General features: G+C 70.4%; 24 protein-coding genes and 1 pseudogene. 14 read left to right on the top strand and 11 right to left on the bottom strand.

Translation table 11 applies throughout. The features are described from left to right. Positions 1 to 30: 30 nt before the first annotated feature. Positions 31 to 648: an ISAs1 family transposase gene (locus ACIQ7Q_RS04375; protein ID WP_403856087.1), complete on the bottom strand. Its 618-nt coding sequence runs from the start codon at positions 646 to 648 to the stop codon at positions 31 to 33. Between the two features lie 849 nt (positions 649 to 1,497). Between ACIQ7Q_RS04375 and ACIQ7Q_RS04370 the strand changes: the two genes are divergently transcribed. Beyond that, on the top strand, positions 1,498 to 1,914 hold the full coding sequence (locus ACIQ7Q_RS04370; protein WP_403856085.1) for a hypothetical protein: 417 nt from the start codon (positions 1,498 to 1,500) through the stop codon (positions 1,912 to 1,914). Between the two features lie 44 nt (positions 1,915 to 1,958). On the opposite strand, the gene ACIQ7Q_RS04365 is transcribed toward ACIQ7Q_RS04370, so the two are convergent. The 4 genes and pseudogenes from ACIQ7Q_RS04365 to ACIQ7Q_RS04350 all read right to left on the bottom strand — a co-directional run bounded on the left by ACIQ7Q_RS04365 (position 1,959) and on the right by ACIQ7Q_RS04350 (position 3,779). Then, a complete protein-coding gene (locus ACIQ7Q_RS04365; RefSeq protein WP_403856083.1) occupies positions 1,959 to 2,693 on the bottom strand; it encodes a hypothetical protein in 735 nt (244 codons plus the stop codon). A 212-nt stretch (positions 2,694 to 2,905) separates the two neighbouring features. Next, positions 2,906 to 3,070: pseudogene (locus tag ACIQ7Q_RS04360) on the bottom strand (TetR/AcrR family transcriptional regulator); the annotation flags it as partial. A 74-nt stretch (positions 3,071 to 3,144) separates the two neighbouring features. Then, positions 3,145 to 3,438: an MTH1187 family thiamine-binding protein gene (locus tag ACIQ7Q_RS04355; protein WP_403856081.1), complete on the bottom strand. Its 294-nt coding sequence runs from the start codon at positions 3,436 to 3,438 to the stop codon at positions 3,145 to 3,147. Continuing rightward, entirely contained in the window at positions 3,435 to 3,779 is a 345-nt protein-coding gene (locus ACIQ7Q_RS04350) for a DUF3817 domain-containing protein (RefSeq protein ID WP_403856079.1), read from the bottom strand. The genes ACIQ7Q_RS04355 and ACIQ7Q_RS04350 overlap by 4 nt, the downstream gene beginning before the upstream one ends. Before the next feature lie 171 nt (positions 3,780 to 3,950). On the opposite strand from ACIQ7Q_RS04350, the gene ACIQ7Q_RS04345 reads away from it, so the two are divergent. From ACIQ7Q_RS04345 to ACIQ7Q_RS04330, 4 genes are all read left to right on the top strand, one after another. After that, entirely contained in the window at positions 3,951 to 4,583 is a 633-nt protein-coding gene (locus tag ACIQ7Q_RS04345) for an AIM24 family protein (protein WP_403856438.1), read from the top strand. Next, on the top strand, positions 4,583 to 5,233 hold the full coding sequence (locus ACIQ7Q_RS04340) for an AIM24 family protein (protein WP_403856077.1): 651 nt from the start codon (positions 4,583 to 4,585) through the stop codon (positions 5,231 to 5,233). Before ACIQ7Q_RS04345 ends, ACIQ7Q_RS04340 begins: the two co-directional genes overlap by 1 nt. Continuing rightward, the gene (locus ACIQ7Q_RS04335) at positions 5,230 to 6,012 is read left to right on the top strand and encodes an AIM24 family protein (RefSeq protein WP_403856075.1); all 783 of its coding nucleotides are present in this window, start codon (positions 5,230 to 5,232) and stop codon (positions 6,010 to 6,012) included. Before ACIQ7Q_RS04340 ends, ACIQ7Q_RS04335 begins: the two co-directional genes overlap by 4 nt. 122 nt (positions 6,013 to 6,134) lie before the next feature. Beyond that, complete coding sequence (locus ACIQ7Q_RS04330; RefSeq protein ID WP_403856073.1) at positions 6,135 to 6,611, top strand: MarR family winged helix-turn-helix transcriptional regulator; 477 nt, start codon at positions 6,135 to 6,137, stop codon at positions 6,609 to 6,611. A gap of 100 nt (positions 6,612 to 6,711) precedes the next feature. Here the strand turns inward: ACIQ7Q_RS04330 and ACIQ7Q_RS04325 are convergent, their stop codons facing one another. Continuing rightward, positions 6,712 to 8,148, bottom strand: a complete 1,437-nt coding sequence (locus ACIQ7Q_RS04325; RefSeq protein WP_403856071.1) for an ATP-binding protein — start codon at positions 8,146 to 8,148, stop codon at positions 6,712 to 6,714. Continuing rightward, positions 8,145 to 8,810, bottom strand: coding sequence for a response regulator transcription factor (locus ACIQ7Q_RS04320; protein ID WP_403856069.1), 666 nt, complete (start codon positions 8,808 to 8,810; stop codon positions 8,145 to 8,147). The genes ACIQ7Q_RS04325 and ACIQ7Q_RS04320 overlap by 4 nt, the downstream gene beginning before the upstream one ends. Positions 8,811 to 8,930: 120 nt before the next feature. Here ACIQ7Q_RS04320 and ACIQ7Q_RS04315 point away from each other — a divergent pair, with 120 nt between their 5' ends. Then, positions 8,931 to 9,554: a PepSY domain-containing protein gene (locus ACIQ7Q_RS04315; protein WP_403856067.1), complete on the top strand. Its 624-nt coding sequence runs from the start codon at positions 8,931 to 8,933 to the stop codon at positions 9,552 to 9,554. 337 nt (positions 9,555 to 9,891) lie between these two features. Here ACIQ7Q_RS04315 and meaB read toward each other — a convergent pair whose 3' ends face one another. Both meaB and ACIQ7Q_RS04305 read right to left on the bottom strand, forming a co-directional pair. Beyond that, the gene (gene meaB / locus ACIQ7Q_RS04310) at positions 9,892 to 10,848 is read right to left on the bottom strand and encodes a methylmalonyl Co-A mutase-associated GTPase MeaB (RefSeq protein ID WP_403856065.1); all 957 of its coding nucleotides are present in this window, start codon (positions 10,846 to 10,848) and stop codon (positions 9,892 to 9,894) included. Between the two features lie 25 nt (positions 10,849 to 10,873). Next, positions 10,874 to 12,076 carry an acetyl-CoA C-acetyltransferase gene (locus tag ACIQ7Q_RS04305; protein WP_403856063.1) on the bottom strand — a complete coding sequence of 401 codons (1,203 nt, stop codon included), beginning with the start codon at positions 12,074 to 12,076 and terminating at the stop codon, positions 10,874 to 10,876. 143 nt (positions 12,077 to 12,219) lie between these two features. Here ACIQ7Q_RS04305 and mce point away from each other — a divergent pair, with 143 nt between their 5' ends. The 7 genes from mce to ACIQ7Q_RS04270 all read left to right on the top strand — a co-directional run bounded on the left by mce (position 12,220) and on the right by ACIQ7Q_RS04270 (position 21,954). Beyond that, positions 12,220 to 12,648, top strand: coding sequence for a methylmalonyl-CoA epimerase (gene mce, locus ACIQ7Q_RS04300; protein WP_356630744.1), 429 nt, complete (start codon positions 12,220 to 12,222; stop codon positions 12,646 to 12,648). Positions 12,649 to 12,813: 165 nt separating this feature from the next. Then, positions 12,814 to 16,821 carry a polarized growth protein Scy gene (scy, locus tag ACIQ7Q_RS04295; RefSeq protein WP_403856061.1) on the top strand — a complete coding sequence of 1,336 codons (4,008 nt, stop codon included), beginning with the start codon at positions 12,814 to 12,816 and terminating at the stop codon, positions 16,819 to 16,821. Between the two features lie 114 nt (positions 16,822 to 16,935). Next, positions 16,936 to 17,874 (top strand): cellulose-binding protein, encoded by a 939-nt coding sequence (locus tag ACIQ7Q_RS04290; protein ID WP_403856059.1) that lies wholly within the window; start codon positions 16,936 to 16,938, stop codon positions 17,872 to 17,874. Between the two features lie 164 nt (positions 17,875 to 18,038). Then, entirely contained in the window at positions 18,039 to 19,064 is a 1,026-nt protein-coding gene (locus ACIQ7Q_RS04285; RefSeq protein WP_403856057.1) for an ABC transporter ATP-binding protein, read from the top strand. Positions 19,065 to 19,067: 3 nt separating this feature from the next. Continuing rightward, entirely contained in the window at positions 19,068 to 19,847 is a 780-nt protein-coding gene (locus ACIQ7Q_RS04280) for an ABC transporter permease subunit (RefSeq protein ID WP_403856055.1), read from the top strand. 125 nt (positions 19,848 to 19,972) lie between these two features. Then, complete coding sequence (locus ACIQ7Q_RS04275) at positions 19,973 to 21,127, top strand: ABC transporter ATP-binding protein (RefSeq protein ID WP_403856053.1); 1,155 nt, start codon at positions 19,973 to 19,975, stop codon at positions 21,125 to 21,127. Next, entirely contained in the window at positions 21,124 to 21,954 is an 831-nt protein-coding gene (locus tag ACIQ7Q_RS04270) for an ABC transporter permease (protein ID WP_403856051.1), read from the top strand. The genes ACIQ7Q_RS04275 and ACIQ7Q_RS04270 overlap by 4 nt, the downstream gene beginning before the upstream one ends. A gap of 8 nt (positions 21,955 to 21,962) precedes the next feature. Here ACIQ7Q_RS04270 and ACIQ7Q_RS04265 read toward each other — a convergent pair whose 3' ends face one another. Next, complete coding sequence (locus ACIQ7Q_RS04265; RefSeq protein WP_403856049.1) at positions 21,963 to 22,292, bottom strand: ATP/GTP-binding protein; 330 nt, start codon at positions 22,290 to 22,292, stop codon at positions 21,963 to 21,965. Positions 22,293 to 22,507: 215 nt separating this feature from the next. Between ACIQ7Q_RS04265 and ACIQ7Q_RS04260 the strand changes: the two genes are divergently transcribed. Continuing rightward, positions 22,508 to 23,539, top strand: a complete 1,032-nt coding sequence (locus tag ACIQ7Q_RS04260) for an LLM class flavin-dependent oxidoreductase (protein ID WP_403856047.1) — start codon at positions 22,508 to 22,510, stop codon at positions 23,537 to 23,539. A gap of 75 nt (positions 23,540 to 23,614) precedes the next feature. Here the strand turns inward: ACIQ7Q_RS04260 and ACIQ7Q_RS04255 are convergent, their stop codons facing one another. Then, positions 23,615 to 24,007, bottom strand: coding sequence for an SCO5389 family protein (locus ACIQ7Q_RS04255; RefSeq protein ID WP_403856045.1), 393 nt, complete (start codon positions 24,005 to 24,007; stop codon positions 23,615 to 23,617). Positions 24,008 to 24,111: the final 104 nt, after the last annotated feature.

The raw sequence follows: 24,111 nt of genomic DNA, 5'->3' as shown, positions 1-24,111 counted from the left end.
CGAAAGCAAGGCGATTGCAAAGTCGTTTGATCATGGATCGGTGCAGGTCATTTGACGCCTATGAGGGTCAGGGGGCCGCTCGTAGGGGCGGAGGGCTGTCGTGCGGAGTGCGGCGGCGATGTTGGTGTGGCCGTCGGTACGGAGATGGTTGATGGCGAAGCTGCGCAGGGTGGCCATGTTCTCCGAGCCGTGCCCGGTGCGGATCTTGGAGGCATCCTCGCGGAAGGCGGTGTCGCGGACGAAGTGGAGCCTGTTTTCGATCACCAGTGTGCCCTGAAGATCTTCGCGATCCGCTCCGGGGGCGCCTGGCGGCTGGTCAGGTCGATGATCACGTAGACCCGTCTCCCGGCTCCGTTTGCCGGTCTTGGTGTCGGTGCGGTGGCGTACGACCTTGGCGACCTGGGCGGCATGCGGGAAATTGACGCCAAGGTCGGTGACGGTCACGGCCTGCACGACCCGGGTCTCCAGGCGGCCGTGTCCCTTGGTGCGGTCGTAGAACTTCGCTGTCGCCTCGCCCCAGGGCAGGGTTCGCAGCTGTTCGTAGTGGTTCTTCTGGTTCCGCTTTACCGTGAAGGTGTAGTGCGCCTTCTTGGTCTCGACGAGGAAGCGGGCGTGGTCGCGCTGGGTGCGCAGAGCATCGCCGGTCACGGTGACTCCGTGCAGGTCGAAGGGGTCCAGCAGGGCGGCGAAGCACGTGATCGTTCGTCTTCTCCGGGACCCGGAGCTGGGTGACAGTCATCTCCGGTGCCGGTCATCGCTGCCAGCAGATGGGCGGCCGGGGTGGTGCCGTGGCGCGACCCGCGGGCGCTCTTTCCGTCCAGGGCCAGGGTGTCGGTCCCGGACGGGTCGTGGCCCAGGAGATCGGCCAGGCCGCCGGGGCAGACGTCCTTGATGACCGGCGGATCGTCGCTCCGCTGGGCGGGACCCGCACGGCCAGGGCGGTCGCGGTGCGGGCGCCGAGCCGGGCCAGGACATCCTGCGATGCCTCGGCCACCCACTCATCGATCGCCACGAAGCCTCGCCCCCACACGTCACGGCGAGCAGGCGATCAGCAGTACCGCCACGAAGGAGTGACGCTTCCCGCGCCGGCACCGCGGATCGGCCAGCGTGGCCAGCCGCCCGGCCAGCGACCCCGCTGAACGGTGCTGACGGGTGGGCGACTTGACCGGACAGACGGTGGCAGACTGACGCTGCGGCACATCGAAGCTCCGTTGCGCGAAGGGACTTGGGAAGGTCACCTCCGCAACGGAGCTTCGTTGCGTGTGGTCGCGCATCCATCCAGCCTCGTCACGCTGCCGTGACCTGCACACTCACAAAGTCGCTGCGACTTTGCAATCGCCCTGCAGCTGAAAGGCACTCGAACTCACAGAAGAGATCGACGTTATCTACATTCCATAGCATGACCAATCGGTGAGGCCTTCCAGGAAAATCTCTTCCTTCGGAAGGCCTACCTCGACCGTCCCAAAAAAATCCGGTGGGGATCCAACAATGAGTCGCATGCTGTTCGTGCTCCGCTATCGGAACGGCGAACCGGAGCCCCTGGAAATGGAGCTCGTACGAGAGGTCCTGAGTCCTTACATCATCGCCGCCGACGAGGACCTCGTGAACGGTGTGCTGATCCGGACGGCCGACGGCTACGAGGTCGACGTCGACATCAACGAAGTATGCGTCGCCGTCAGTTTCCCGCCCAGCCAGTTCTTCGACGTCCTGGGCCAGCTGGTGGAGCGCCTCCGGGCGCGCGTGACCTCTACGGATCGACCAGTGATCCTTCGCGGTAGGAGGGGACCGGCCCCACCTACCCGCCGAGGCGCAAGAAGAGGCCGCAGTCGTCGCCATGACCGGCCCGGCCATCGAGCATTACCTCAGCGGCTCCTGACCGGAGGTGCGCCGCCCGAGAGGGGGTGTCCCCAGTGACTCGCACTGGGGACGGCCCCCTCCTCGCGCCTACAGCAGGGGCGTCAGCCCGTCGCGTCCGCGATCTTCTTCAGTTGCGCCTCGATCACCGGCTGCGGGATCGCCGCCTTCTTGGCATCCAGCATGTTCACGCCGTAGAACGCCACGATCACGCCCCCGCTGCGCACAACCGAGTACGTCATCGGCACTTTCTGCTTGCCGACCACGCTAGCGATCTGGTAGCCGACCGACTCGTCGCCCAGCTTGGGGGCCTTCACCGACTGAATCGCCGTATAGGTCAGGCCGAGGGTCTTGAAACCCTTGGGGCACTCCTTGATGGACGTCCGCAGGTCCGTCATGACCTGCTTGGCGTTCTTCTCCGAGTGGGCGGCGAGCCACATCGAGCCGACGGTGGCGTTCCTCGCATCGGCGGGTTCGAGGCTGCGGTGTTCCACACTCACCGCGGGGATGTGGGTGAAGCCGCCGGCGAGGCTCGCGAGGGGCTGGCACTCGACCTTGTCGGCCTTCATGCCCCGGCCCGCCTCGACCTCGGACTTGGCGACCTTCTTGGCCTCGAATCCGTTCTTCTTCCCGGAGAGTGTGGCCTTTTCGAGAACCTGCGGGTCCACCGCGCCGATGCGCTTGGCCTCGGCGGCAGCCTTTTCGTCCACGCCCGGCGTGCTCTTCGCACTCGCCTTCGGCTTCTTCTCGCCGGATTCCGGCGATTCGCCGCTGCACGCAGAAATTGCGAGCAGGGCCGGCAATGCGGCGGCGATCGGGAGGACCCTACGCAATCTCATGTTCTGTTCTTTCCTGGCGTCTCTCACGGGTAAAGAAATAGCAGAATGATCTTACCGGCGACACAGAGCCTCCATGATTACGTTTTGGCGTCGACCGGCCCCGTTCAACCCGCGCCGGACATGTCCGGCAATTCCTTGAATTCCTGCTCCGGGTTCGCCCACGTCTTCGGCCCGGCGGTCCGACCGTGACCGCCGGCACGCGCCTGGCGGGCTCAGCCGGAGACCGAGCACCGCAGGCGGTGCCGTACCGCATGCTGGGCCACGGGTCCGAGCCCGTCGAGAGCCGCGACGAGGTTCGCCAGGAGAGCCAGGGCGCCGAGTGTGTGTTGCGCCCCTTCGGGGTCGACGCCTTCGTAGAGCTCGCCTCTAACTAAAGATTTGAGCAGCCGCTCAACCCAGGGGACGAGAAGACCCCTGACCCTGGGGCCAGGGGTCCGGTGCGTGCGGTCCGTCAGGCGGAGATGTGGCGTTCCACGGTGTCGACCTTGGTGGTCAGGCCGTCCGTGACACCGGGCCTGATGTCCGCCTTGAGGACGAGCGACACGCGCGGGGCGCGGGCCTCCACGGCGGCGACGGCGCGCCTGACCACGTCCATCACTTCGTCCCACTCGCCCTCGACCGAGGTGAACATCGCGTCGGTGCGGTTCGGGAGTCCGGACTCGCGTACGACACGGACGGCGTCGGCGACGTACTCGCCCACGTCCTCGCCGACCCCGAGGGGCGTGACGGAGAAGGCGACGATCATGCGTCCACCGCGTTCTCGCGGCGGGCGCGGGAGGCGATGACAGCGTCGTCCGCCTCGCGCTTGAGCTTGCGCTCGGCGAAGAAACCGCCGAAGGGGAGGACCGAGAGGACGAAGTACAGGGCCGCGGTCTTCAGGTCCCACTTGGTGCGGTTCCAGGCGTCCAGCCAGAAGAGCACGTACAGGATGAAGAGCACACCGTGGATCGCACCCATGACCGGGACCGCGTTGAAGTCCGTGGTGCGCTTGAGCACCGAGCAGACGAGCAGCAGGAGGAAGGAGACTGCCTCCGGCGCGGAGACGAGACGGAGGCGGTGCAGGGAGGAGGCGGTCTTGATGTCCACGGGTCACCTTCGGTCGTGAGGGGATGGGCAGCGGGCATGGATCTTGTGAACACATGCACAAGCTCGCGGACCATTGTGGCAGGCCACTTTGCGAACTCTTTGTCAGGGTCCGGATCCTCCCCGAGAACGCTGTTCGGGGTCGGAATCACCGGATAACGTCGGCCCGTGGCAATGTTCCGGCTCCAGGGGAGCAAAGTGCTCGCGGTCGACATGACCGGCGACGCCGTCAAAGCGAAGAACGGGTCGATGGTCGCGTACGACGGCCAGATGGCCTTCAAGAAGATGTCCGGCGGCGGTGAGGGCATCCGGGGGATGGTCACCCGCCGGCTCACCGGCGAGCAGATGACCATGATGGAGGTGAAGGGGCAGGGCACCTGCTACTTCGCCGACCGTGCGAGCGAGATCAACCTCGTCCAGCTGCACGGCGACAAGCTCTACGTCGAGTCGAGCAACCTGCTGTGCACCGACGGCGGGCTGCGCACCGGCACCACCTTCACCGGGCTGCGCGGGGGCGCGACGGGCAACGGTCTGTTCACGACCACCGTCGAGGGCACCGGCCAGGTGGCGATCATGTCGGACGGGACGGCGGTGGCGCTGCGGGTGACGCCTCAGTACCCGCTCTCCGTCGACCCCGGCGCTTACATCGCCCACCAGGGCAACCTGCGGCAGGACTTCCAGTCCGGGGTGACGTTCCGCACCGTCCTGGGCGAGGGCGGCGGCGAGGCCTTCCAGATCCGCTTCGAGGGCGACGGGCTGGTCTACGTGCAGCCGAGCGAGCGCAACACCGTCGGAGGGGATGTCTGATGCCTTTCCGCGAGATCAACTCCAAGATGGTCGAGGCGACCGTGATGCCCGGCCAGAAGATGTTCAGCCAGCGCGGCGCGATGCTCGCGTACAAGGGAGCGGTCAGTTTCACGCCGAACATCACCGGCGGCCAGGGCGGGCTGGCTTCGATGATCGGCCGCCGCGTGGCGAACGAGGCGACGCCGCTGATGACCGTCGAGGGGAACGGCACGGTGATGTTCGGCCACGGCGGCCACCACATCCAGGTCATCCAGCTCACCGGCGACACCCTCTACGTCGAGGCCGACCGGCTGCTGGCGTTCGACGGGACCCTGCAGCAGGGCACGATGTTCATGGGCTCCCAGGGCGGGGTCATGGGCATGGTGCGCGGTCAGGTGACGGGCCAGGGGCTGTTCACCACGACCCTCAAGGGACACGGCGCGGTCGCGGTGATGGCGCACGGCGGAGTGATCGAGCTGCCGATCACCCCCTCCCGGCCGGTCCATGTGGACCCCCAGGCGTATGTCGCCCACCACGGCGACGTACGGAACAAGCTCTCCACGGCGCTCGGCTGGCGCGACATGGTGGGGCGCGGCTCCGGCGAGGCGTTCCAGCTGGAGCTCAGCGGCAGCGGTGCGGTGTACGTCCAGGCGTCGGAGGAGAAGCTGTGAGCACGCCCGCGATTTTCGACCCGACGACGCTGCCCAGCGACGACAACGTCAACGCGTACACCTTCTGCGTGGAACTCAAGGGCTCCCAGTGGTTCCTGCAGAAGGGCAAGATGATCGCCTACTACGGGCGCATCGACTTCAACGGAATCGGCCACGGCCGCCTCGACCGGCTGATGCGGACCTCGTTCCATTCGCCGCTGCACGCGAGCGACTGGGTGGTGGCGGAGGGCAGCGGCAAGATGCTGCTCGCGGACCGGGCATTCGACGTGAACTCGTTCGACCTCGACAACGGGAATCTCACGATCCGGGCCGGCAACCTGCTGGCGTACCAGCCCACGCTGGCACTCAAGCAGTCGATCGTGCCGGGCTTTCTGACTCTGATCGGAACGGGCAAGTTCGTCGCCGCGTCCAACGGCCCTGTGGTCTTCATGGAGCCGCCGATCCGGGTGGACCCGCAGGCCCTGGTGGGCTGGGCCGACTGCCCCTCACCCTGCCACCACTACGACCACGGCTATATGGCGGGCGTCATGGGCGGGGTGCGGGCGCTGACCGGGGTCGGCGGGGCGTCGGGCGAGGAGCACCAGTTCGAGTTCGTCGGCGCCGGCACGGTGCTGCTGCAGTCGACCGAGGCGCTCATGCCGGAACAGGCGACCGGAGTGGTCGGTGCGGAGCCGGGCGTTCCGGGCGGGCACGGGCCGGCCGGGGCCGCCGGCCCGCACGGATCCTCACCGCGCCTTCCCGGCCAGCTCGGGGACCTCCAGCGTCGCTTCGGGCTGTGAGCGGTAGTCTGCGGAGTGTGACGTCGAACGTCTGCGCACCCGTGCACCCTCTGGTGCGCGGGTGCCAGGCGTCACACCCCCCGACTTCGTCCGCTTTTCAACTTCTTAGGTAGAATCCATACATGGAGACCGAGACGGCCACTCGCTGGCTTACCGATGACGAGCAATGCACCTGGCGCACGCATCTGGAAGTCAACAAGCTGCTGATGCACCAGCTCGAGAAGGACCTCCAGCCGTTCGGCCTGACCAACAACGACTACGAGATCCTGGTCAACCTCTCCGAGTCCGCGGACCGGCGGATGCGGATGAGCGACCTCGCCGCTGCCACGCTGCAGTCCAAGAGCCGCCTCTCGCACCAGGTCACCCGCATGGAGAGCGCCGGGCTCGTCCGGCGCGAGAACTGCGAGTCCGACCGGCGCGGACTGTACGCCGTGCTGACCGACGAGGGCGTCGCCACCATGCAGAAGGTCGCGCCGCACCACGTCGCCTCCGTGCGCAAGCACTTCATCGATCTGCTGACCCCGGACGCGCTCGCCGATCTGCGGGAGTCGCTGACTCCGGTCGCCGAGCATCTGCGCGGTCGCCGCGGCAAGCTCTGAGTCCGCGCCGGACGCCCGGATACGGCCCCTGTCACACGACGGTGACGGGGTGCCGTAAGACCGCGCACCGCGATCTGCGGCCCCCCGCCGGAGCGGCTCCTCAAGACCCTTCCGGCGGCGCCTGAGGCAGGGTCAGCTCGAACAGCGCCCCGCCGGACGCCGAGCGGGCCACCGTGAGAGTGCCGCCGTGGCGGCGCGCCACGTCGCGAGCGATCGCCAGTCCCAGGCCGGCACCGCCCTCGTCGCGGCTGCGGGCGTCGTCGAGCCGTACGAACCGTTCGAAGATCCGCTCGCGTTCCTGCTCCGGCACACCCGACCCGTCGTCCGCGACGGCCAGCACGATCCGGCCGGCCTCCGCCCGTACCGAGGCGGTCACCGAAGTGGCCGCGTGACGCTGGGCGTTGTCGAGCAGGTTGCCCACCAGCCGGGCCAACTGGTTCCGCGAACCGGCCACTTCGAGCCCATCCGCCGCCGTCACCTCGACCGGGATCCGGTCGCCTGCGCGCTGGGCCACCTCCTCGCGGAGCAGGACCGCCGGGTCCACGCGGTTGGCACCCGGCCGCTCCCCCGCGTCCAGGCGTGCCAGCAGCAGCAGGTCGGCGGCCAGCTGCTGAAGCCGTACGGTGTCCTCCACCGCCCCCGGCACGTCCAGCAACTCCGGGTGGGCCGCACCCACTTCGAGCTGTGTGCGGAGCGAGGCGATGGGGCTGCGCAGCTCGTGCGAGGCGTCCGCGACGAAGCGCCGCTGGCGCTCCACGGACGCCTCCAGCGCGGCCAGCGTTTCGTTCGTCGTCCGGGCGAGCCGTGCCACTTCGTCCCGCGACGCGGGCTCCGGGACACGGCGGGAGAGGTCCTCGGAACGGGTGATGGCCGCCATTTCGCTGCGGATGCCCTCGACGGGCCGCAGCGCGCGACGGGTCACCAGCCAGGTCACGCCGCCGACCACCGCGAGCAGCAGCGGCAGGCCGACGAGCATGGCGTCGCGGACCGTTCCGACCGCGTCCTGCTCGGTGGCCATCGGGGCACCGGCGTGGACGGTGTACGTACGCGCGGCACCCGACGTCGCCTCGATGGCGGCGAACCTGTAGTCGGCGCTCTCACCGTCGACGGTGGCGCTGCCCGAGCGGAACAGCGGGTCGTCGGAAGAGACCTCGCCGCGGCCCGGGTCGTCGTCGTCACCGTCACCGTCACCGTCATTGTCGTCGCCGCTCGGCGCGGGGCCCGGCGACCGGGGGGTGACCTGGTCGCTCGACGTCCCGGAGATCGCCTCGAGTTTCTCGCTGACCGCGACCACCCGCCCGTCCTCCCCGACGACCTGCACGGGCCGTTCCTCGTCGTCCGGCAGGTCCAACCGGTCGAACGGCACGTCGACGGCGATCTGTGCGGCGACCTCGCGCGCCACCACCTCGGCCTGCAGCTCGGTCTGGTCGATGAGATTCGCGCGCAGCGACAGCAGGACGGCGGCACCGGCGGCGATCAGCGCGACGGCGACGACAAGAGTGGCTCCGGTCGCGGCCCTCGCCCGTACGGACCTCATGACACGGCCACCAGCCGGTAGCCCGCGCCGCGCACGGTCTGGATACGGCCCGCGCCGAGCTTGCGGCGCAGGGCGCTGATGTAGACCTCGACGATGTTCGGGTCGCCCTCATAGGCGAAGTCCCAGACGTGCTCCAGGATCGCGGGCTTGCCGACGACCTCGCCGGCACGAGTCGCGAGCTGCTCCAGCACCGAGAACTCCTTTGCCGTCAACGTCACTTCGTCCTCCCCGCAGAAGACGCGCCGCGCCGCCGTGTCCACCCGCATGTCGCCGACCTCCAGCACCGGCGAGCCGCCGGACCGGCCCCGGCGACGCAGCAGGGCCTTGACCCTGGCGACGAGGACGACGTAGGAGAAGGGCTTGGTCAGGTAGTCGTCGGCACCGGTGTCGAGGCCCTCGGCCTCGTCGTACTCCCCGTCCTTGGCGGTCAGCATCAGGATCGGCACGTCGTGTCCGGCGGCGCGCAGGGCTGCGCAGACGCGGTAGCCGTTCATGCCGGGGAGCATGATGTCGAGCAGGACGAGGTCGTGGACGCCTTCGGCCGCGCGGTGCAGCCCTTCGAGCCCGTCGTGGACAACGTCCACGGCGTATCCCTCGGCGGTCAGTCCGGCGGCGAGGGACAGTGCGAGCCGCTTCTCGTCCTCCACGATCAACAACCTCATGGGGGTCAGGGTCGCAAACCGCGGCTGAAGATCTCTTCAGGTGGCTTCAGGCTGGGTTCAGCATGGCGCGGCAAGAGTGGTCCCGTTGCTGTTGAAGCGAACAACTCGGGAGGAACTCTCATGAAGCGCAACCTTGTCATCGCGACGGTCGCGGCGGCGATGCTGATCGGCGGGACGTACACGGCGGTGGCGGTGGCGGACGACGGCGCGTCGGCGACGCCGGTATCGGTGCAGGACAAGGACCGGGAGGACGACGGCGCCGCCGACGACGACCGGGACGACGACCAGACGGCTGCGCCCGCCGGCCCCGTCACGGCGGCCGAGGCGGTGGCCGCCGCCCTCGAGCACACGCCGGGCACAGTGGACTCCGTGGACCTCGACGACGACGAGAAGGGGCACTGGGAGGTGTCCGTGATCGGCAAGAACGACCGCGAGCACGAGCTGAAGGTCGACACGAAGACCGGCGCGGTGCGGGCGGCCGCCGCCGCCGAGGATGACGACGACCGGGACGACGACGGTGCCGCGCTGCGGGCCGCGGCGGTGGACGCACGGCAGGCCGCGGAGGCGGCGCTGAAGTCCCACCCGGGCGCGACGGTGACATCGGTCGACTTCGACGACGAGGGCGACGGCGCCGACCACTGGGAGGTCGAACTCCAAGGCGGCAAGGGCCACGACGAGACCGAGCTGAAGGTCGACGCGAAGACGGGCGACGTGTCGTCGAACACGGACGCCTCCGACGACTGAGGCGGGTTCCTCTCCCCCGTCCCGCTGTCCCGATATGCGGCTCCGCCGCGGCGCAGCGAGCCCCGGCCCGCGTAGCGCGCTCCGCGCCCGGGGGCCGGTGGGACGCGGCAACTTCCCGCGGAAGTCGAAGGCCCGGGCTCAGAGCGACGCCGCCGACGGAGGCCATTCCAGCCCCGCCGGCGATTGAGGCGCGGGGTTCGGGTCGGAGCCCCGACAAGACGGCCCACCCCAGCCCCGCCGGCGCTTGAGGCCCGGGGCTCGGGGCGGAGCCCCGAAAGGAACGCGCCGGCCCCGCCGACGTTGGCGGGCCGGGCTCAGGGCGGCGCCCCCGCCCCCGCTACGACTCCGTCAGGCCCGTCACCAGTTCGTCCGCCGCCCGGTACGGATCCAGCTCGCCCGCCACGATGCGTTCCGCCAGCGCGCCCAGGCGCCGGTCTCCGTGAAGGTCCGCGATGCGTTCGCGCAGGGCCGTGACCGCGATCGTCTCGACCTCCGTCGCGGCCCGCCGCACCCGGCGTTCTGTCAGGACGCCGTGCTCCTCCATCCACGCCCGGTGCTTCTCGAGCGCCTCGACGACCTCGTCCACGCCCTCGCCACGCGCCGCGACCGTCTTGACGATCGGCGGGCGCCAGTCGCCCGGCCCGCGGGATTCGCCGAGGCCCAGCATGTGGTTGAGCTCCCGGGCGGTGGCGTCGGCGCCGTCCCGGTCGGCCTTGTTCACGACGTACACGTCGCCGATCTCGAGGATGCCCGCCTTCGCCGCCTGGATGCCGTCGCCCATTCCGGGCGCGAGGAGAACCACGGAGGTGTCGGCCTGGGAGGCGATCTCCACCTCCGACTGGCCGACTCCCACGGTCTCGACCAGGATCACGTCGCAGCCGGCCGCGTCCAGGACGCGGATGGCCTGCGGCGCGGCCCAGGCCAGGCCGCCGAGGTGACCGCGGGTGGCCATCGAGCGGATGTAGACGCCGGGGTCGGAGGCGTGCTCCGACATACGGACCCGGTCGCCGAGCAGCGCCCCGCCCGAGAAGGGCGAGGACGGGTCGACGGCCAGGACGCCCACCCGCTTGCCCGCCTTGCGGTAGGCGGAGACGAGCGCGGAGGTGGAGGTGGACTTGCCGACGCCCGGCGACCCGGTCAGGCCGACGACGTACGCCCCGCCGGTCAGCGGGGCGAGCGCCGCCATGACCTCCCGGAGCTGCGGGGACGCCCCCTCGACGAGTGAGATCAGCCGGGCCACGGCCCGTGGCTTGCCCTCACGTGCCTGGGCGACCAGTTGGGGGACGTCCACCATCGTGCTGCTCCGATTCTCTTCAGGACTACTTGCCCGGGACGCGGACGATCAGCGCGTCGCCCTGACCGCCGCCGCCGCAGAGCGCCGCCGCGCCCACGCCGCCGCCGCGGCGCTTGAGCTCCAGCGCCAGGTGCAGCACCACACGCGCGCCGGACATGCCGATCGGGTGGCCGAGCGCGATCGCGCCGCCGTTCACGTTCACCTTTTCCGGGGTAACGCCCAGGTCCTTCATTGACTGGTGGGCAACCGCCGCGAAGGCCTCGTTGATCTCGATGAGGTCCAGGTCCTCGACGCCGAGGCCCTCCTTCTTCAGGGCGTGCTGTATGGCGTTGGACGGCTGCGACTGCAGCGAGTTGTCCGGTCCGGCCACATTGCCGTGGGCGCCGATCTCGGCGATCCAGTCGAGGCCCAGCTCCTGGGCCTTGGCCTTGCTCATCACGACGACGGCGGCGGCGCCGTCCGAGATCTGCGAGGAGGTACCGGCGGTGATCGTGCCGTCCTTGGAGAAGGCGGGACGCAGCTTGCCGAGCGACTCGGCGGTCGTCTCGGCGCGGATGCCCTCGTCCTTGGAGAAGAGGATCGGGTCGCCCTTGCGCTGGGGGATCTCGACGGGCGTGATCTCCGCCTCGAAAAGGCCGTTCTTCTGCGCGGCGGCGGCGCGCTGGTGGGACAGCGCGGCGATCTCGTCCTGGACGTCGCGCGGGATGCCGAGGCGGGTGTTGTGCTTCTCCGTCGACTCGCCCATGGCCACGTTCTCGAAGGAGTCGGTCAGGCCGTCGTGCGCCATGGCGTCGAGCATCTCGATCGCGCCGTACTTGTAGCCCTCGCGCGACTTCGGCAGCAGGTGCGGCGCGTTGGTCATGGACTCCTGGCCGCCGGCGACGACCACGTCGAACTCGCCGGCGCGGATCAGCTGGTCGGCGAGCGCGATGGCGTCGAGGCCGGACAGGCAGACCTTGTTGATGGTGAGCGCGGGGACGTTCATCGGGATGCCGCCCTTGACCGCGGCCTGGCGCGCCGGGATCTGCCCCGCCCCGGCCTGGAGCACCTGGCCCATGATCACGTACTGCACCTGATCGCCGCCGATCCCGGCCCGGTCGAGCGCGGCCTTGATGGCGAAACCGCCGAGGTCGGCGCCGGAGAAGGACTTGAGCGAGCCGAGCAGGCGGCCCATGGGCGTGCGAGCGCCCGCGACGATCACGGAGGTGTTACCGGTCGTTCCTGACATGAGGACGATCCCCTTTCAGCCGCAGCTGAGGAGTGAACGAGGGTTTACTCAAATGTACTGAGCGGTACGGCTCCGGGTCACCGGCCGACCGGTGTGATCGCGCGCACGTTGCGTAACCATCCTCCAGGCGCTGCACTGGTCGAATGCTGACGCGAATCGACCACATCGGGATCGCCTGCTTCGACCTCGACAAGACTGTCGAGTTCTATCGGGCCACGTACGGCTTCGAGGTGTTCCACTCCGAGGTCAACGAAGAGCAGGGCGTCCGGGAAGCCATGCTCAAGATCAATGAGACGTCCGACGGCGGCGCCTCCTACCTCCAGCTCCTCGAGCCCACCCGCGAGGACTCCGCGGTCGGAAAGTGGCTGGCCAAGAACGGCGAGGGGGTCCACCACATCGCCTTCGGCACGGCCGACGTGGATGCGGACGCCCAGGACATCCGCGACAAGGGCGTCCGCGTGCTGTACGACGAGCCACGTATCGGGTCCATGGGCTCTCGTATCACCTTCCTGCACCCCAAGGACTGCCACGGCGTTCTCACCGAACTCGTCACCTCTGCAACGGACCACTGACCCGAGGATTCCCGGCCCGGTAGAGTGGGCCGTTCCGGGCCGGGGCCGGGTCGGGGCCGTGCCGCGTCTCCGTCGTTGATCTGTCACCATTCCCCGGGGGGCCGTTCGCCGGCGAACGGGCTCGTTTGGAGACAGTTGCGACCAGGGGACGGATGGGACCGCGCAGTGCGGGGCTACGAACGCCAGGAGAGCCACCGAGCTGACGACGACCACCTTTCGCGCTTCGAGGCCGAGATGGATCGGCTGAAGACAGCGCGGGAGAAGGCCGTCCAGCATGCCGAGGACCTCGGCTACCAGGTCGAGGTGTTGCGCGCCAAGCTCCACGAGGCACGCCGCAATCTCGCCTCCCGTCCTGCCTACGACAGCGCCGACATCGGCTACCAGGCCGAGCAGTTGCTCCGTAACGCCCAGATCCAGGCGGACCAGCTGCGCCAGGACGCCGAGCGCGAGCTGCGCGAGGCCCGGGCGCAGACGCAGCGCATCCTCCAGGAGCACGCGGAGCACCAGGCCAGACTCCAGGCCGAGCTGCACGCGGAGGCCGTCCAGCGCCGGCAGCGCCTCGACCAGGAGCTCGCGGAGCGCCGCCAGACCGTCGAGTCGCACGTCAACGAGAACGTCGCCTGGGCCGAGCAGCTGCGTGCCCGTACCGAGTCGCAGGCCCAGCGGCTGCTGGACGAGTCCCGCGCCGAGGCCGAGCAGTCCCTTGCCGCCGCCCGCGCGGAGGCCGCCCGGATCGCCGAGGAGGCCCGCAGGCGGCTCGGCAGCGAGGCCGAAACCGCCCGCGCCGAGGCCGAGGCGATCCTGCTGCGCGCCCGCAAGGACGCCGAGCGGCTGCTGAACGCCGCCTCCAGCCAGGCGCAGGAGGCCACCACCCACGCGGAGCAGCTGCGTTCCTCCACCTCCGCCGAGTCCGACCAGGCCCGCCAGCAGGCCGCGGAGCTCAGTCGCGCCGCCCAGCAGCGGATGCAGGAGGCCGAGGAGAAGCTGCGCGAGGCCCGCGCGGAGTCGGAGAAGCTGCTCAGCGAGGCGAAGGAGTCGGCCGCCAAGCAGCTGTCGTCGGCCGAGTCGGTCAACGAGCAGCGCACCCGTACGGCCAAGGCGGAGATCGCGCGGCTGGTCGCGGAGGCGACCAAGGAGTCCGAGACGCTCAAGGCGGAAGCGGAACAGGCGCTCGCGGACGCCCGCGCCGAGGCGGAGAAGCTCGTCGAGGCCGCGACGGAGAAGGCGCGTGCGGCCGCCGCGGAGGACTCGGCGGCGGCGCTCGCGAAGGCCGCCCGTACCGCCGAGGAGGTGCTGACCAAGGCGTCGGAGGATGCCAAGGCCACCACGCGGGCGGCGAGCGAGGAGGCCGAGCGCATCAGGCGCGAGGCCGACGCCGAGGCGGACCGGCTGCGCGGCGAGGCCGCCGAGCAGGCCGACCAGCTCAAGGGCGCGGCCAAGGACGACACCAAGGAGTACCGCGCCAAGACGGTCGAACTGCAGGAGGAGGCGCGCCGGCTGCGCGGCGAGGCCGAGCAGTTGCGCGCGGAGGCGGTCGCCGAGGGCGAGCGGATCCGCGGCGAGGCGCGCCGGGAGGCCGTCCAGCAGATCGAGGAAGCGGCCCGCACCGCGGAGGAGCTGCTCACCAAGGCACGCACCGACGCCGACGAGCTGCGGGCGAAGGCCACCGCCGACAGCGAGAAGGTCCGCACGGAGGCCATAGAGCGCGCCACGACCCTGCGCAAGCAGGCCGAGGAGACGCTGGAGCGCACCCGCGCGGAGGCCGACCGACTGCGCGCGGAGGCCGAGGAGCAGGCCGAAAGCGTGCGGGCGGCCGCCGAGGCGGCCGCGGCCGAACTCCGCGAGGAGACCGAGCGTGGCATAGCGGCACGCCAGGCCGAGGCCGCGGACGAACTGACCCGTCTTCACACCGAGGCGGAGACCCGCCTCGCCACGGCGGAGGAGGGTCTGGCCGAGGCCCGTGCCGAGGGCGAGCGGATCCGTCGCGAGGCGGCGGAGGAGACCGAGCGGCTGCGCGGCGAGGCCGCCGAGCGGCTGCGCGCACTCCAGGAGCAGGCCGAGCGGGAAGCGGACCGGCTGCGTACCGAGGCCGCGGCCGACTCGTCGGCGACCCGCGCGGAGGCGGAGGCCGTCGCCGTACGACTGCACAGCGACGCGGCCACGGAGGCCGAGCGGCTCAGGACCGAAGCCCAGGAGACCGCCGACCGGGTTCGCGCCGAAGCGACGGCCGCGGCCGAACGCGTGGGCGCGGAGGCCGCGGAGGCGCTGGCCGCCGCGCAGGAGGAGGCGGCCCGCCGCCGCCGGGAGGCGGAGGAGACCCTCGACTCCGCGCGCACCGAGGCGGACCAGGAGCGCGAGCGTGCGCGTGAGCAGAGCGAGGAGCTTCTCGCGTCGGCCCGCAAGCGGGTCGAGGAGGCGCAGACGGAGGCGCAGCGGCTGGTCCAGGAGGCCGACCGCCGTGCCACCGAGATGGTGTTTACCGCCGAGCAGACCGCACAGCAGGTCCGGGACTCCGTGGCGGGGCTCCAGGAACAGGCCGAGCAGGAGATCGCCGGACTGCGCAGCGCCGCCGAGCACTCGGCGGAGCGCACCAGGACCGAGGCGCAGGAGGAGGCGGACCGGGTCCGTGCCGACGCGTACGCGGAGCGGGAGCGGGCCGCGGAGGACGCCGGCCGGCTGCGAGCCAGGGCCCAGGAGGAGACGGAAGCCGCGCAGGCGCTCGCGGAGCGGACCGTCGCAGAGGCGATCGGCGAGGCGGACCGGCTGCGGACGGACACCGCCGAGTACGTGCAGCGGTTGCGCACGGAGGCGGCGGACACCGTCGCCTCCGCCGAGCAGGACGCCTCACGGACCCGGGCCGAGGCGCGCAACGACGCCAACCGCATCCGTTCCGAGGCGGCCACGCAGGCGGACCTGCTGATCGGCGAGGCCACGAGCGAGAGCGAGCGGCTGCGCACCGAGGCGGCCGAGCTGCGCGCGTCGGCCGACGCCGACGCGACGCGGCTGCTCACAGAGGCCGAGCAGATCAAGGTGGACGGCGAGGCCGAGATCGAGCAGATGCGGGCGGCCGTACGCGCCGACCGCGAGCAGGTGCTGGACGAGGCGCGCCGGGCCGCGGACAAGCGGCGTGCCGACGCCGCGGCCCAGGCGGACCAGTTGATCGGCGAGGCGACGAACGAGGCCGAGCGGATCGCGACGGAGGCGAACAGCGAGGCCGAACGGCTGCGTGCCGAAGCCGCGGAGACGGTGGGATCGGCGCAGCAGGCGGCCGAGCGCATCCGGGCGGAGGCCGAGCGGCACCGCGCGGAGGCCGAGGCGGCGGCCGAGCAGATGCGGGCCGAGGCCCGCGCGGAGGCCGACCGGCTGCTGGACGAGGCGCGCGAGGCGGCCTCCAAGCGCCGCGCGGACGCCGCGGAGCAGGCCGACCAGCTCGTCGCCAAGGCCCAGGAGGAGGCGCTGCGCGCCGCCACCGAGGCCGAGGCACAGGCGGACACGATGGTGGGCGCCGCCCGCAAGGAGGCGGAGCGGCTGGTGGCGGAGGCCACGGTCGAGGGCAACTCGCGGGTGGAGAAGGCCCGTACGGATGCCGACGAGCTGCTCGTCGGTGCGCGCCGGGACGCGACGGCCATAAGGGAGCGCGGCGAGGAGCTGCGTGCCCGGGTCGAGAGCGAGGTCGAGGAACTCCACGACCGGGCGCGCCGGGAGACGGCTGAGCAGATGAAGACCGCCGGCGAGCGGGTCGACGCCCTGGTCAAGGCGGCGGAGGAGCAGCAGGCGGAGGCAGCGGCGAAGGCCAAGGAGCTGCTGTCCGAGGCCAATTCGGAGGCGAGCAAGGTCAGGATCGCCGCCGTGAAGAAGGCCGAGGGGCTCCTGAAGGAGGCCGAGCAGAAGAAGGCCGAGCTGATCCGCGAGGGGGAGCGCGCGAAGGCGGAGGCCGACCAGGAGGCCGGGCGCACGGTCGACGAGGGCAAGCGGGAGCTCGACGTGCTGGTACGCCGGCGCGAGGACATCCAGGCGGAGATTTCCCGTGTCCAGGACGTGCTGGAGGCGTTGGAGTCATTCGAGGCACCGTCCGGAGGGAAGAACCCCGGCAACAACGGCTCCACCGGGGGCGTCAAGGCCGGGGCGTCAGCAGGTGTTACACGTTCGAGTGGCAAGTCATCCGACGGCTAGCCACTCAAAAGGCTGGACATTCTCCAGATCAAACGGGCATCCGCTCGATGACACGCCGCTTCGGCCCCTAGGATTCCCTCTAACACCTCACCGGTCTCATTCGACAGGAACCCCATGAGCGACACTTCCTCCCCCTTCGGCTTCGAGCTCGTGCGGCGTGGTTACGACCGCGGTCAGGTGGATGACCGCATTACCAAACTCGTCGCCGACCGTGATAGTGCTCTGGCCCGAATCACTGCTCTGGAAAAGCGCATCGAGGAGCTCCACCTCGAGACGCAGAACGCCCAGGCCCAGGTCAACGACGCGGAGCCGTCGTACGCCGGCCTGGGTGCGCGTGTCGAGAAGATCCTCCGTCTCGCCGAGGAGGAGGCCAAGGACCTTCGCGAGGAGGCCCGTCGCGCGGCCGAGCAGCACCGTGAGCTCGCCGAGTCCGCCGCCCAGCAGGTCCGCAACGACGCCGAGTCGTTCGCCTCCGAGCGCAAGGCCAAGGCCGAGGACGAGGGCGTCCGTATCGTCGAGAAGGCCAAGGGCGAAGCCCAGACGCTGCGCAGCGAGGCGCAGAAGGACGCACAGTCCAAGCGGGAGGAGGCGGACGCGCTCTTCGAGGAGACGCGCGCCAAGGCCGCCCAGGCCGCCGCGGACTTCGAGACCAACCTGGCCAAGCGCCGCGAGCAGTCGGAGCGGGACCTGGCTTCCCGTCAGGCGAAGGCGGAGAAGCGCCTGGCGGAGATCGAGCACCGCGCCGAGCAGCTGCGCCTCGAGGCCGAGAAGCTGCGTACGGACGCGGAGCGCCGTGCCCGTCAGACGGTGGAGACCGCGCAGCGCCAGGCGGAGGACATCGTCGCCGACGCGAACGCGAAGGCCGACCGCATCCGCAGCGAATCGGAGCGCGAGCTGGCGGCGCTCACCAACCGCCGCGACTCGATCAACGCCCAGCTGACCAACGTCCGCGAGATGCTGGCGACGCTGACCGGTGCCGCCGTGGCCGCGGCGGGCACACCCGCCGACGACGAGCCGATCTCCCGCGGAGTCCCGGCCCAGCAGTCCCGCTGACGCCTCCTCGGACAGCGGTCCACAGGTGCCCGGTGCCGTTCAGGCGCCGGGCACCGGTGCGTTGTCACCCTGCCGGCGCCCGGCTGTCGTCCCGATGCGGAACCGACACCTTTCCTTCGGCCAACCCGGTGGCGGACGCCTCTGGCCGCCCGTAGCGTGAACGCATGATCGAGCTTGAGGGTCTCACCAAACACTTCGGCAGCAAGGTTGCCGTCGACCATCTCTCCTTCAAGGTCCGCCCTGGTGTGGTGACCGGCTTCCTCGGCCCCAACGGGGCGGGCAAGTCGACGACGATGCGGATGATGCTCGATCTCGACAACCCCACCAGCGGCACGGTCAGGATCGACGGCAGGCACTACCGCGATCTGGACGAGCCGCTGAAGTACATCGGCGCGCTGCTGGATGCCAAGGCGATGCACGGCGGCCGCAGCGCGCACAACAACCTGCTCTGCCTCGCCCAGGCGAACCGCATCCCGGAGCGCCGCGTCGCCGAAGTCCTCGACGTGGTGGGCCTGACGGCGGTGGCGAGGAAGAAGTCCAAGGGTTTCTCGATGGGCATGGGCCAGCGACTGGGAATCGCATCGGCGCTGCTCGGCGATCCGGAGATCCTGATGTTCGACGAACCCGTCAATGGTCTGGACCCCGAGGGAATTCACTGGATCCGCAATCTGATGAAGTCCCTCGCCCAACAGGGCAGAACGATCTTCGTCTCCTCGCATCTGATGAGCGAAATGGCCCTGACCGCGGATCACTTGATCGTGATCGGTCAGGGGAAGCTGCTGGCCGACACTTCGATGGCCGATTTCATCCAGCAGAACTCCCGTAGTTACGTGCGCCTGCGCTCACCGCAGCAGGAACAGCTGCGTGACGTGCTGCACGGGGCGGGCATGACGGCCGTCGAGACCGGCAACGGCACGCTGGAGGTCGACGGCGCGACCACGGAGCAGCTCGGCGAGCTGGCCGCGGAGCACCGGATCGTGCTGCACGAGCTCAGCTCTCAACGCGCCTCGCTCGAGGAGGCGTTCATGCAGATGACCGCGGGCGCCGTGGAGTACCACGCGCACTCCACGGACCAGGCCGCGCCGCTTCAGGACCTACCGCCGGGCGCCGGTGGCCCGCCGCCCGGCGTGGGCGCCCCGCAGTCCGGCCACGACGCCCCGCAGTGGGCCCCGCGCGACAAGGGAGCCTGACCGATGGCATCCGTACCCGCCGTCCTCCGGTCCGAGTGGACCAAGATCCGTACGGTCTCCTCGACGCGCTGGACCCTGATCAGCGCGCTCGCCGTGACGGTCGCGATGAGCGCCGGGCTGTGCGCGCTGATGAACGCGACGTTCGGCGATCTGCCCGACGCCGAGCGGCTGACCTTCGACCCGACGCTCATCAGCTTCTCCGGGATGGTGCTGGGGCAGCTGGCGATGGTGGTCTTCGGCGTTCTTGTCGTCGGCACCGAGTACAGCTCCGGCATGATCCGCACCTCGCTCGCCGCGGTGCCGCAGCGCGCGACCTTCCTCTTCAGCAAGATCGTGGTGGCGGGGCTGCTGGCGCTGGTGGTCGGGATGGCGACCAGCTTCCTCACCTTCTTCCTCGGCCAGGCGCTGCTCGGGGAGCACGGCACGACGATCGACGAGGAGAACGTCCTGCGGGCCGTGGTCGGCGGCGGGCTCTACATGGGCCTCATCGCGATCTTCTCGATGGGCGTGGCCGCGATGCTGCGCAGTTCGATGTTGTCGCTCGGCATCCTGATGCCGTTCTTCTTCCTGGTCTCGCAGATCCTCTCCGCGGTTCCCGGCGCGAAGGACGTCGCGCGCTACTTCCCGGACCAGGCCGGTGCGAAGATCATGCAGGTCGTGCCCAACGCCATGAACAGCGGCGAGTCCCCGTACGGGCCGTGGGGCGGCCTCGGCATCATGCTGCTGTGGGTGCTGGCGGCGCTCCTGGGCGGCTACGTGGTGCTGAAGAAGCGCGACGCCTGAGTTCGGTCCCTGGTTGTTACCACTTGGCCGGAACCACGGGGGCCCGGTTATCCTCCTAGCACTTACGGGGGCGTACGGCTGCACTGCCTGTGCCCCGACGACCCGAAAGTCGATGGGGCTGGAGAATGATCGAGGCAGTCGGCCTGACGAAGCGCTACGGCGCCAAGACGGCCGTGTACAACCTTTCCTTCCAGGTGCGGCCGGGGGCCGTCACCGGGTTCCTCGGCCCCAACGGCGCCGGCAAGTCCACCACCATGCGCATGATCCTCGGCCTGGACCGGCCGACGGCCGGCCAGGTCACGATCAGCGGGCGCCCGTTCCGGCAGCTGCCGAACGCGCCCCGCCAGGTCGGCGCGCTGCTGGACGCCAAGGCCGTGCACGGCGGCCGGTCCGCCCGCAATCACCTGCTGTCGCTGGCGCAGCTGTCCGGCATCCCGGCCCGGCGGGTCGACGAGGTCCTCGGCGTCGTGGGCCTGCAGGACGTGGCGAGGAAGCGCTCGAAGGGCTTCTCGCTCGGTATGGGTCAGCGGCTCGGCATCGCCGCGGCGCTGCTCGGCGACCCTCAGGTGCTGCTCTTCGACGAGCCGGTCAACGGCCTCGACCCCGAGGGCATCCTGTGGGTCCGCAACCTGATGAAGCAGCTGGCTTCCGAGGGTCGTACGGTCTTCGTCTCCTCGCACCTGATGAGCGAGATGGCGCTCACCGCCGACCACCTGATCGTGATCGGCCGGGGCCAGCTCATGGCGGACATGAGCGTCAAGGACTTCATCTCGCACAACTCGGCCGACTTCGCCCGGGTCCGCACTCCGCAGACCGAGCCCGAGCAGCGTGAGAAGCTCGCGTCCGCGCTGGCGGAGGCGGGCGGTCAGGTCATGTCCGAGCCGGACGGGGCGCTGCGCGTGGCCGGTCTGCCGCTGCCGCGCATCAGCGACGTGGCGCACGAGGCGGACGTGCGGCTGTGGGAGCTGTCGCCGCACCAGGCCTCGCTGGAGGAGGCGTACATGCGGCTGACGCAGGGCGCCGTGGACTACCGCTCGACGGTGGACCAGAAGTCGGGTCTGATGCAGCAGCCGCCGGCGGGGTACGTCCCGCCGCAGCCGCACATCCCCGAGGTGCCGCAGCAGGGCTTCTACGCCCCGCCGCCGCCCCAGCCGGGCGAGAACCCTTACGCGGCCCAGGCCCCCGGCACGCCCGCCCACCAGCCGGCCCCTGCCCCCGCCCCCGCGGCTCCGCCGGCCGCTGCCCCCGCCGACCTGACCAAGCCCGAGGACGCCCGATGAGCACCCCCTACCAGCACCCCGGCGCGCCGGCCGGCTCGTACGCCTCCCCGATCCCGGTGCGCGGTGCGCACCTCGGCGACGCGCTCGCCTCCGAGTGGACGAAGATCCGGTCCGTGCGCTCCACGATGTGGACGCTCGGCGTCATGATCGCGCTGATGGTCGGCGTCGGTCTGGGCCTGGCGGCGCTCACGGTGGCGGCCGACATGGACATGGGCGAGGAGACGGCCCTGTCCGGTGGCTTCACCGGGACCATGCTCGGCTCGATCTGTGTGCTGACCCTTGGGGTCCTCACGATCACGTCCGAGTACGGCACGGGCATGATCCGTACGACGCTGACGGCCTGCCCCAGCCGCGGCCGGGTGCTCGCCGCCAAGTCGATCGTCTTCTTCCTCGTCGTCTTCGCCGTCACCACCCTGACGGCGGCCGTGGTCGCGGGCATCCAGACCGCGATGATCGACGCTGCGGAGGCGACCGGCGGGGAGTGGTTCCGAGCGACGGTCGGCGTGGGCCTGTTCGTGGCGACGCTCGGGCTGCTGTCCCTGGCCGTGGGGACGCTGATCCGTCACTCGGCCGGCGCGATCACGCTCATGGTCGGGCTCATGCTGTTCCCGCTCGTGGCGGCCATGTTCATGTTCTCGGAGTCGCTCGAGGACCTGCGGATGTTCCTGCTGGAGTATGGCGTCCCGAGCCTGCTCCTGGCGTTCTACGGTACGACCGGGTTGACCGACACGGGCCCGTCGGGCTGGGAGCCGCTGTGGATCCTGCTCGGCATCACCGCCGCCGCGATGGGGGGCGCCTTCGCCTCCCTCTCCGCCCGCGACGTCTGAGGCTGCTCTCAGTACCTCGGCGCGTTCCTGGACCGCTGCACCTTCGAGGTGCGGCGGTCCTTCGCGTTCCAGCAGGCCTTGTGCCAGTGGCGCCGGTCCTCGACTCCGCCGTGCTCGGGCCAGGCCACCAGGTGCGGCATGGCGGAGGGGATCTCCTGGTCGCAGCCGGGGCAGCGGTATCTCTTGCCGGCGGCACTTGCGCCGGCCACGTGGCGCACCGACCACTCTTCGCCCTGCCAGGACTCGCTGCGTCCGAAGCCGCCGTACCGGTCGGCGGGGTCGCCTGCTCGCTCGGTCGGCTTCTCGCCGCCACGGGGGCGGTTGCGGCGCGGAGACACGTGACACCTCAGGGGGCAAGTGCGGACAGTTGCCCTTCCAGCGTAAGGGCCGCGAGTCCGGGCACTCGTCCCTCCGGCCCCCGAACCACGTCACGCATCAGGGCCAGTTACCGGACAATCGCAACAACTTCGGACTCGGCCGTGCCTTTGGCACGTGTCAGGCGTTGTTGCCGGTAGGGGGGAGTGACGCGTCGGCCGCAAGGAGGCAGAAGGCGATGCGCGTTGGAACTTTCGTACTGGCAGCCCAGTTCCCGGGCCAGGGGCCGGGGGAGGCACTGCACCGCGCGGTGCGCTCCGCCGAAGTCGCGGAGGCGTCGGGCCTCGACGCCGTCTGGCTGGCCGAGCACCACTTCGTGCCGTACGGGGTGTGCCCGTCCGCTGTGACGCTCGCGGCGCTGCTGCTGGGCCGCACCCGCAGGATCCGTGTCGGCACGGCGGTGAGCGTCCTGCCGAGCGCGCATCCCGTGGCGCTGGGCGAGCAGGCCGCGCTGCTGCATCTGACGTCCGGCGGGCGGTTCACCCTCGGCGTGGGGCGCGGCGGGCCCTGGGTGGACCTCGAGGTGTTCGGCGCGGGACTCGCTGCGTACGAGCAGGGCTTCCCCGAATCCCTGGACCTGCTGCTGCGTTGGCTGCGCGAGCCCCGGGTCGGCACGGACGGCGAGCGGTTCTCCTTCCGCGAGGTACCGGTCGTCCCACGGCCCGACGAGCTGCTCGACGGACCGCCGGGAGGCCCGGAGGTCGTCGTCGCGTGCACGTCCCCGAAGAGCGTCCGTCTCGCGGCGGAGCGCGGGCTGCCGATGCTGCTGGGGATGCACTGCGGCGACGAGGAGAAGGCCGACATGGTCGCCCTCTGGCGTACGCACGCGATCGCCGCGGGCCACTCTCCTGACCGCATCGCCGGCGCCGGGCACGTGTCCGCCGGCGTCGTCCAGATCGCCGACCGTCCCGACGAGGCCACGGAGACCCTCGTGAAGGCGATGCCGGGCTGGCTCAAGCAGGGGCTGGACGCCCATGTCACGGTCGACGGACGGCACCGCGGGATGCGCGACCCCGTCGCGTACACGGAGCTGCTCTGCTCCCTGCACCCGGTGGGGCCGCCGCAACTGGCCGTCGACAGGCTGGCGGCGACCGCCGAGCGCACCGGCATCACGCGTTTCGCGCTGCTCGCGGAGGGCTCGGGCGATCTGGCTGCCACCGAGGAGAACGTACGGCGGCTGGGCACCGAAGTGCTGCCGCTGCTCGGCTGAATCCATGATCCCTGCAAGTGCCGCCGCTCCGACATCAGTTGCACCTCCCGCGATGCGGAGCGGCAGCAGAAGGCTTCAGCAGTCGCGCAGTTCGGGCGACTGATTGAGCAACTGGCCTCGGATCGAGGTGAAGCGGGCGAGCCGCTCGTCGACCGAGGAGTCCAGCGGGAACACCGCGACGCGGTGGCAGTTCTGGAATGCCAGACGCACTCCGAAGTGCCGCTGAAGCGCCCCGCGAATCGCGTCACTCGCGAGCGCGCGCAGCAGCTGACCACGTGCCTGCTCGTCCGGCGGAGGCGTCTGGTTGTCGGCGAAGTCGCCGCCGTCCACCTTCAGCTGAGCCACCAGAGAACTGATCATCCCCCATGCGTAGGGCAGGGAGGTCCGGACGCAGTCGACGAAAGCTGCTTCATCGACCTCGCCTCGCTCGGCCTGTTCCAACAGCGCCGGTGAGACGTCGAGCGACATGGGTTCTCCTCTCGCGGCCCCGCGAAACGGGGCCTTACGGGCAGGGAAGGAGGAAGTGGACCGAACGACGGCGTACCAATGCTGTACGGCGACGCAGAGTGCAC

This window comes from Streptomyces sp. NPDC096176 (assembly GCF_044763255.1).
GTDB lineage: Bacteria > Actinomycetota > Actinomycetes > Streptomycetales > Streptomycetaceae > Streptomyces.
This window is presented reverse-complemented; position numbering and strand designations above follow the sequence as displayed.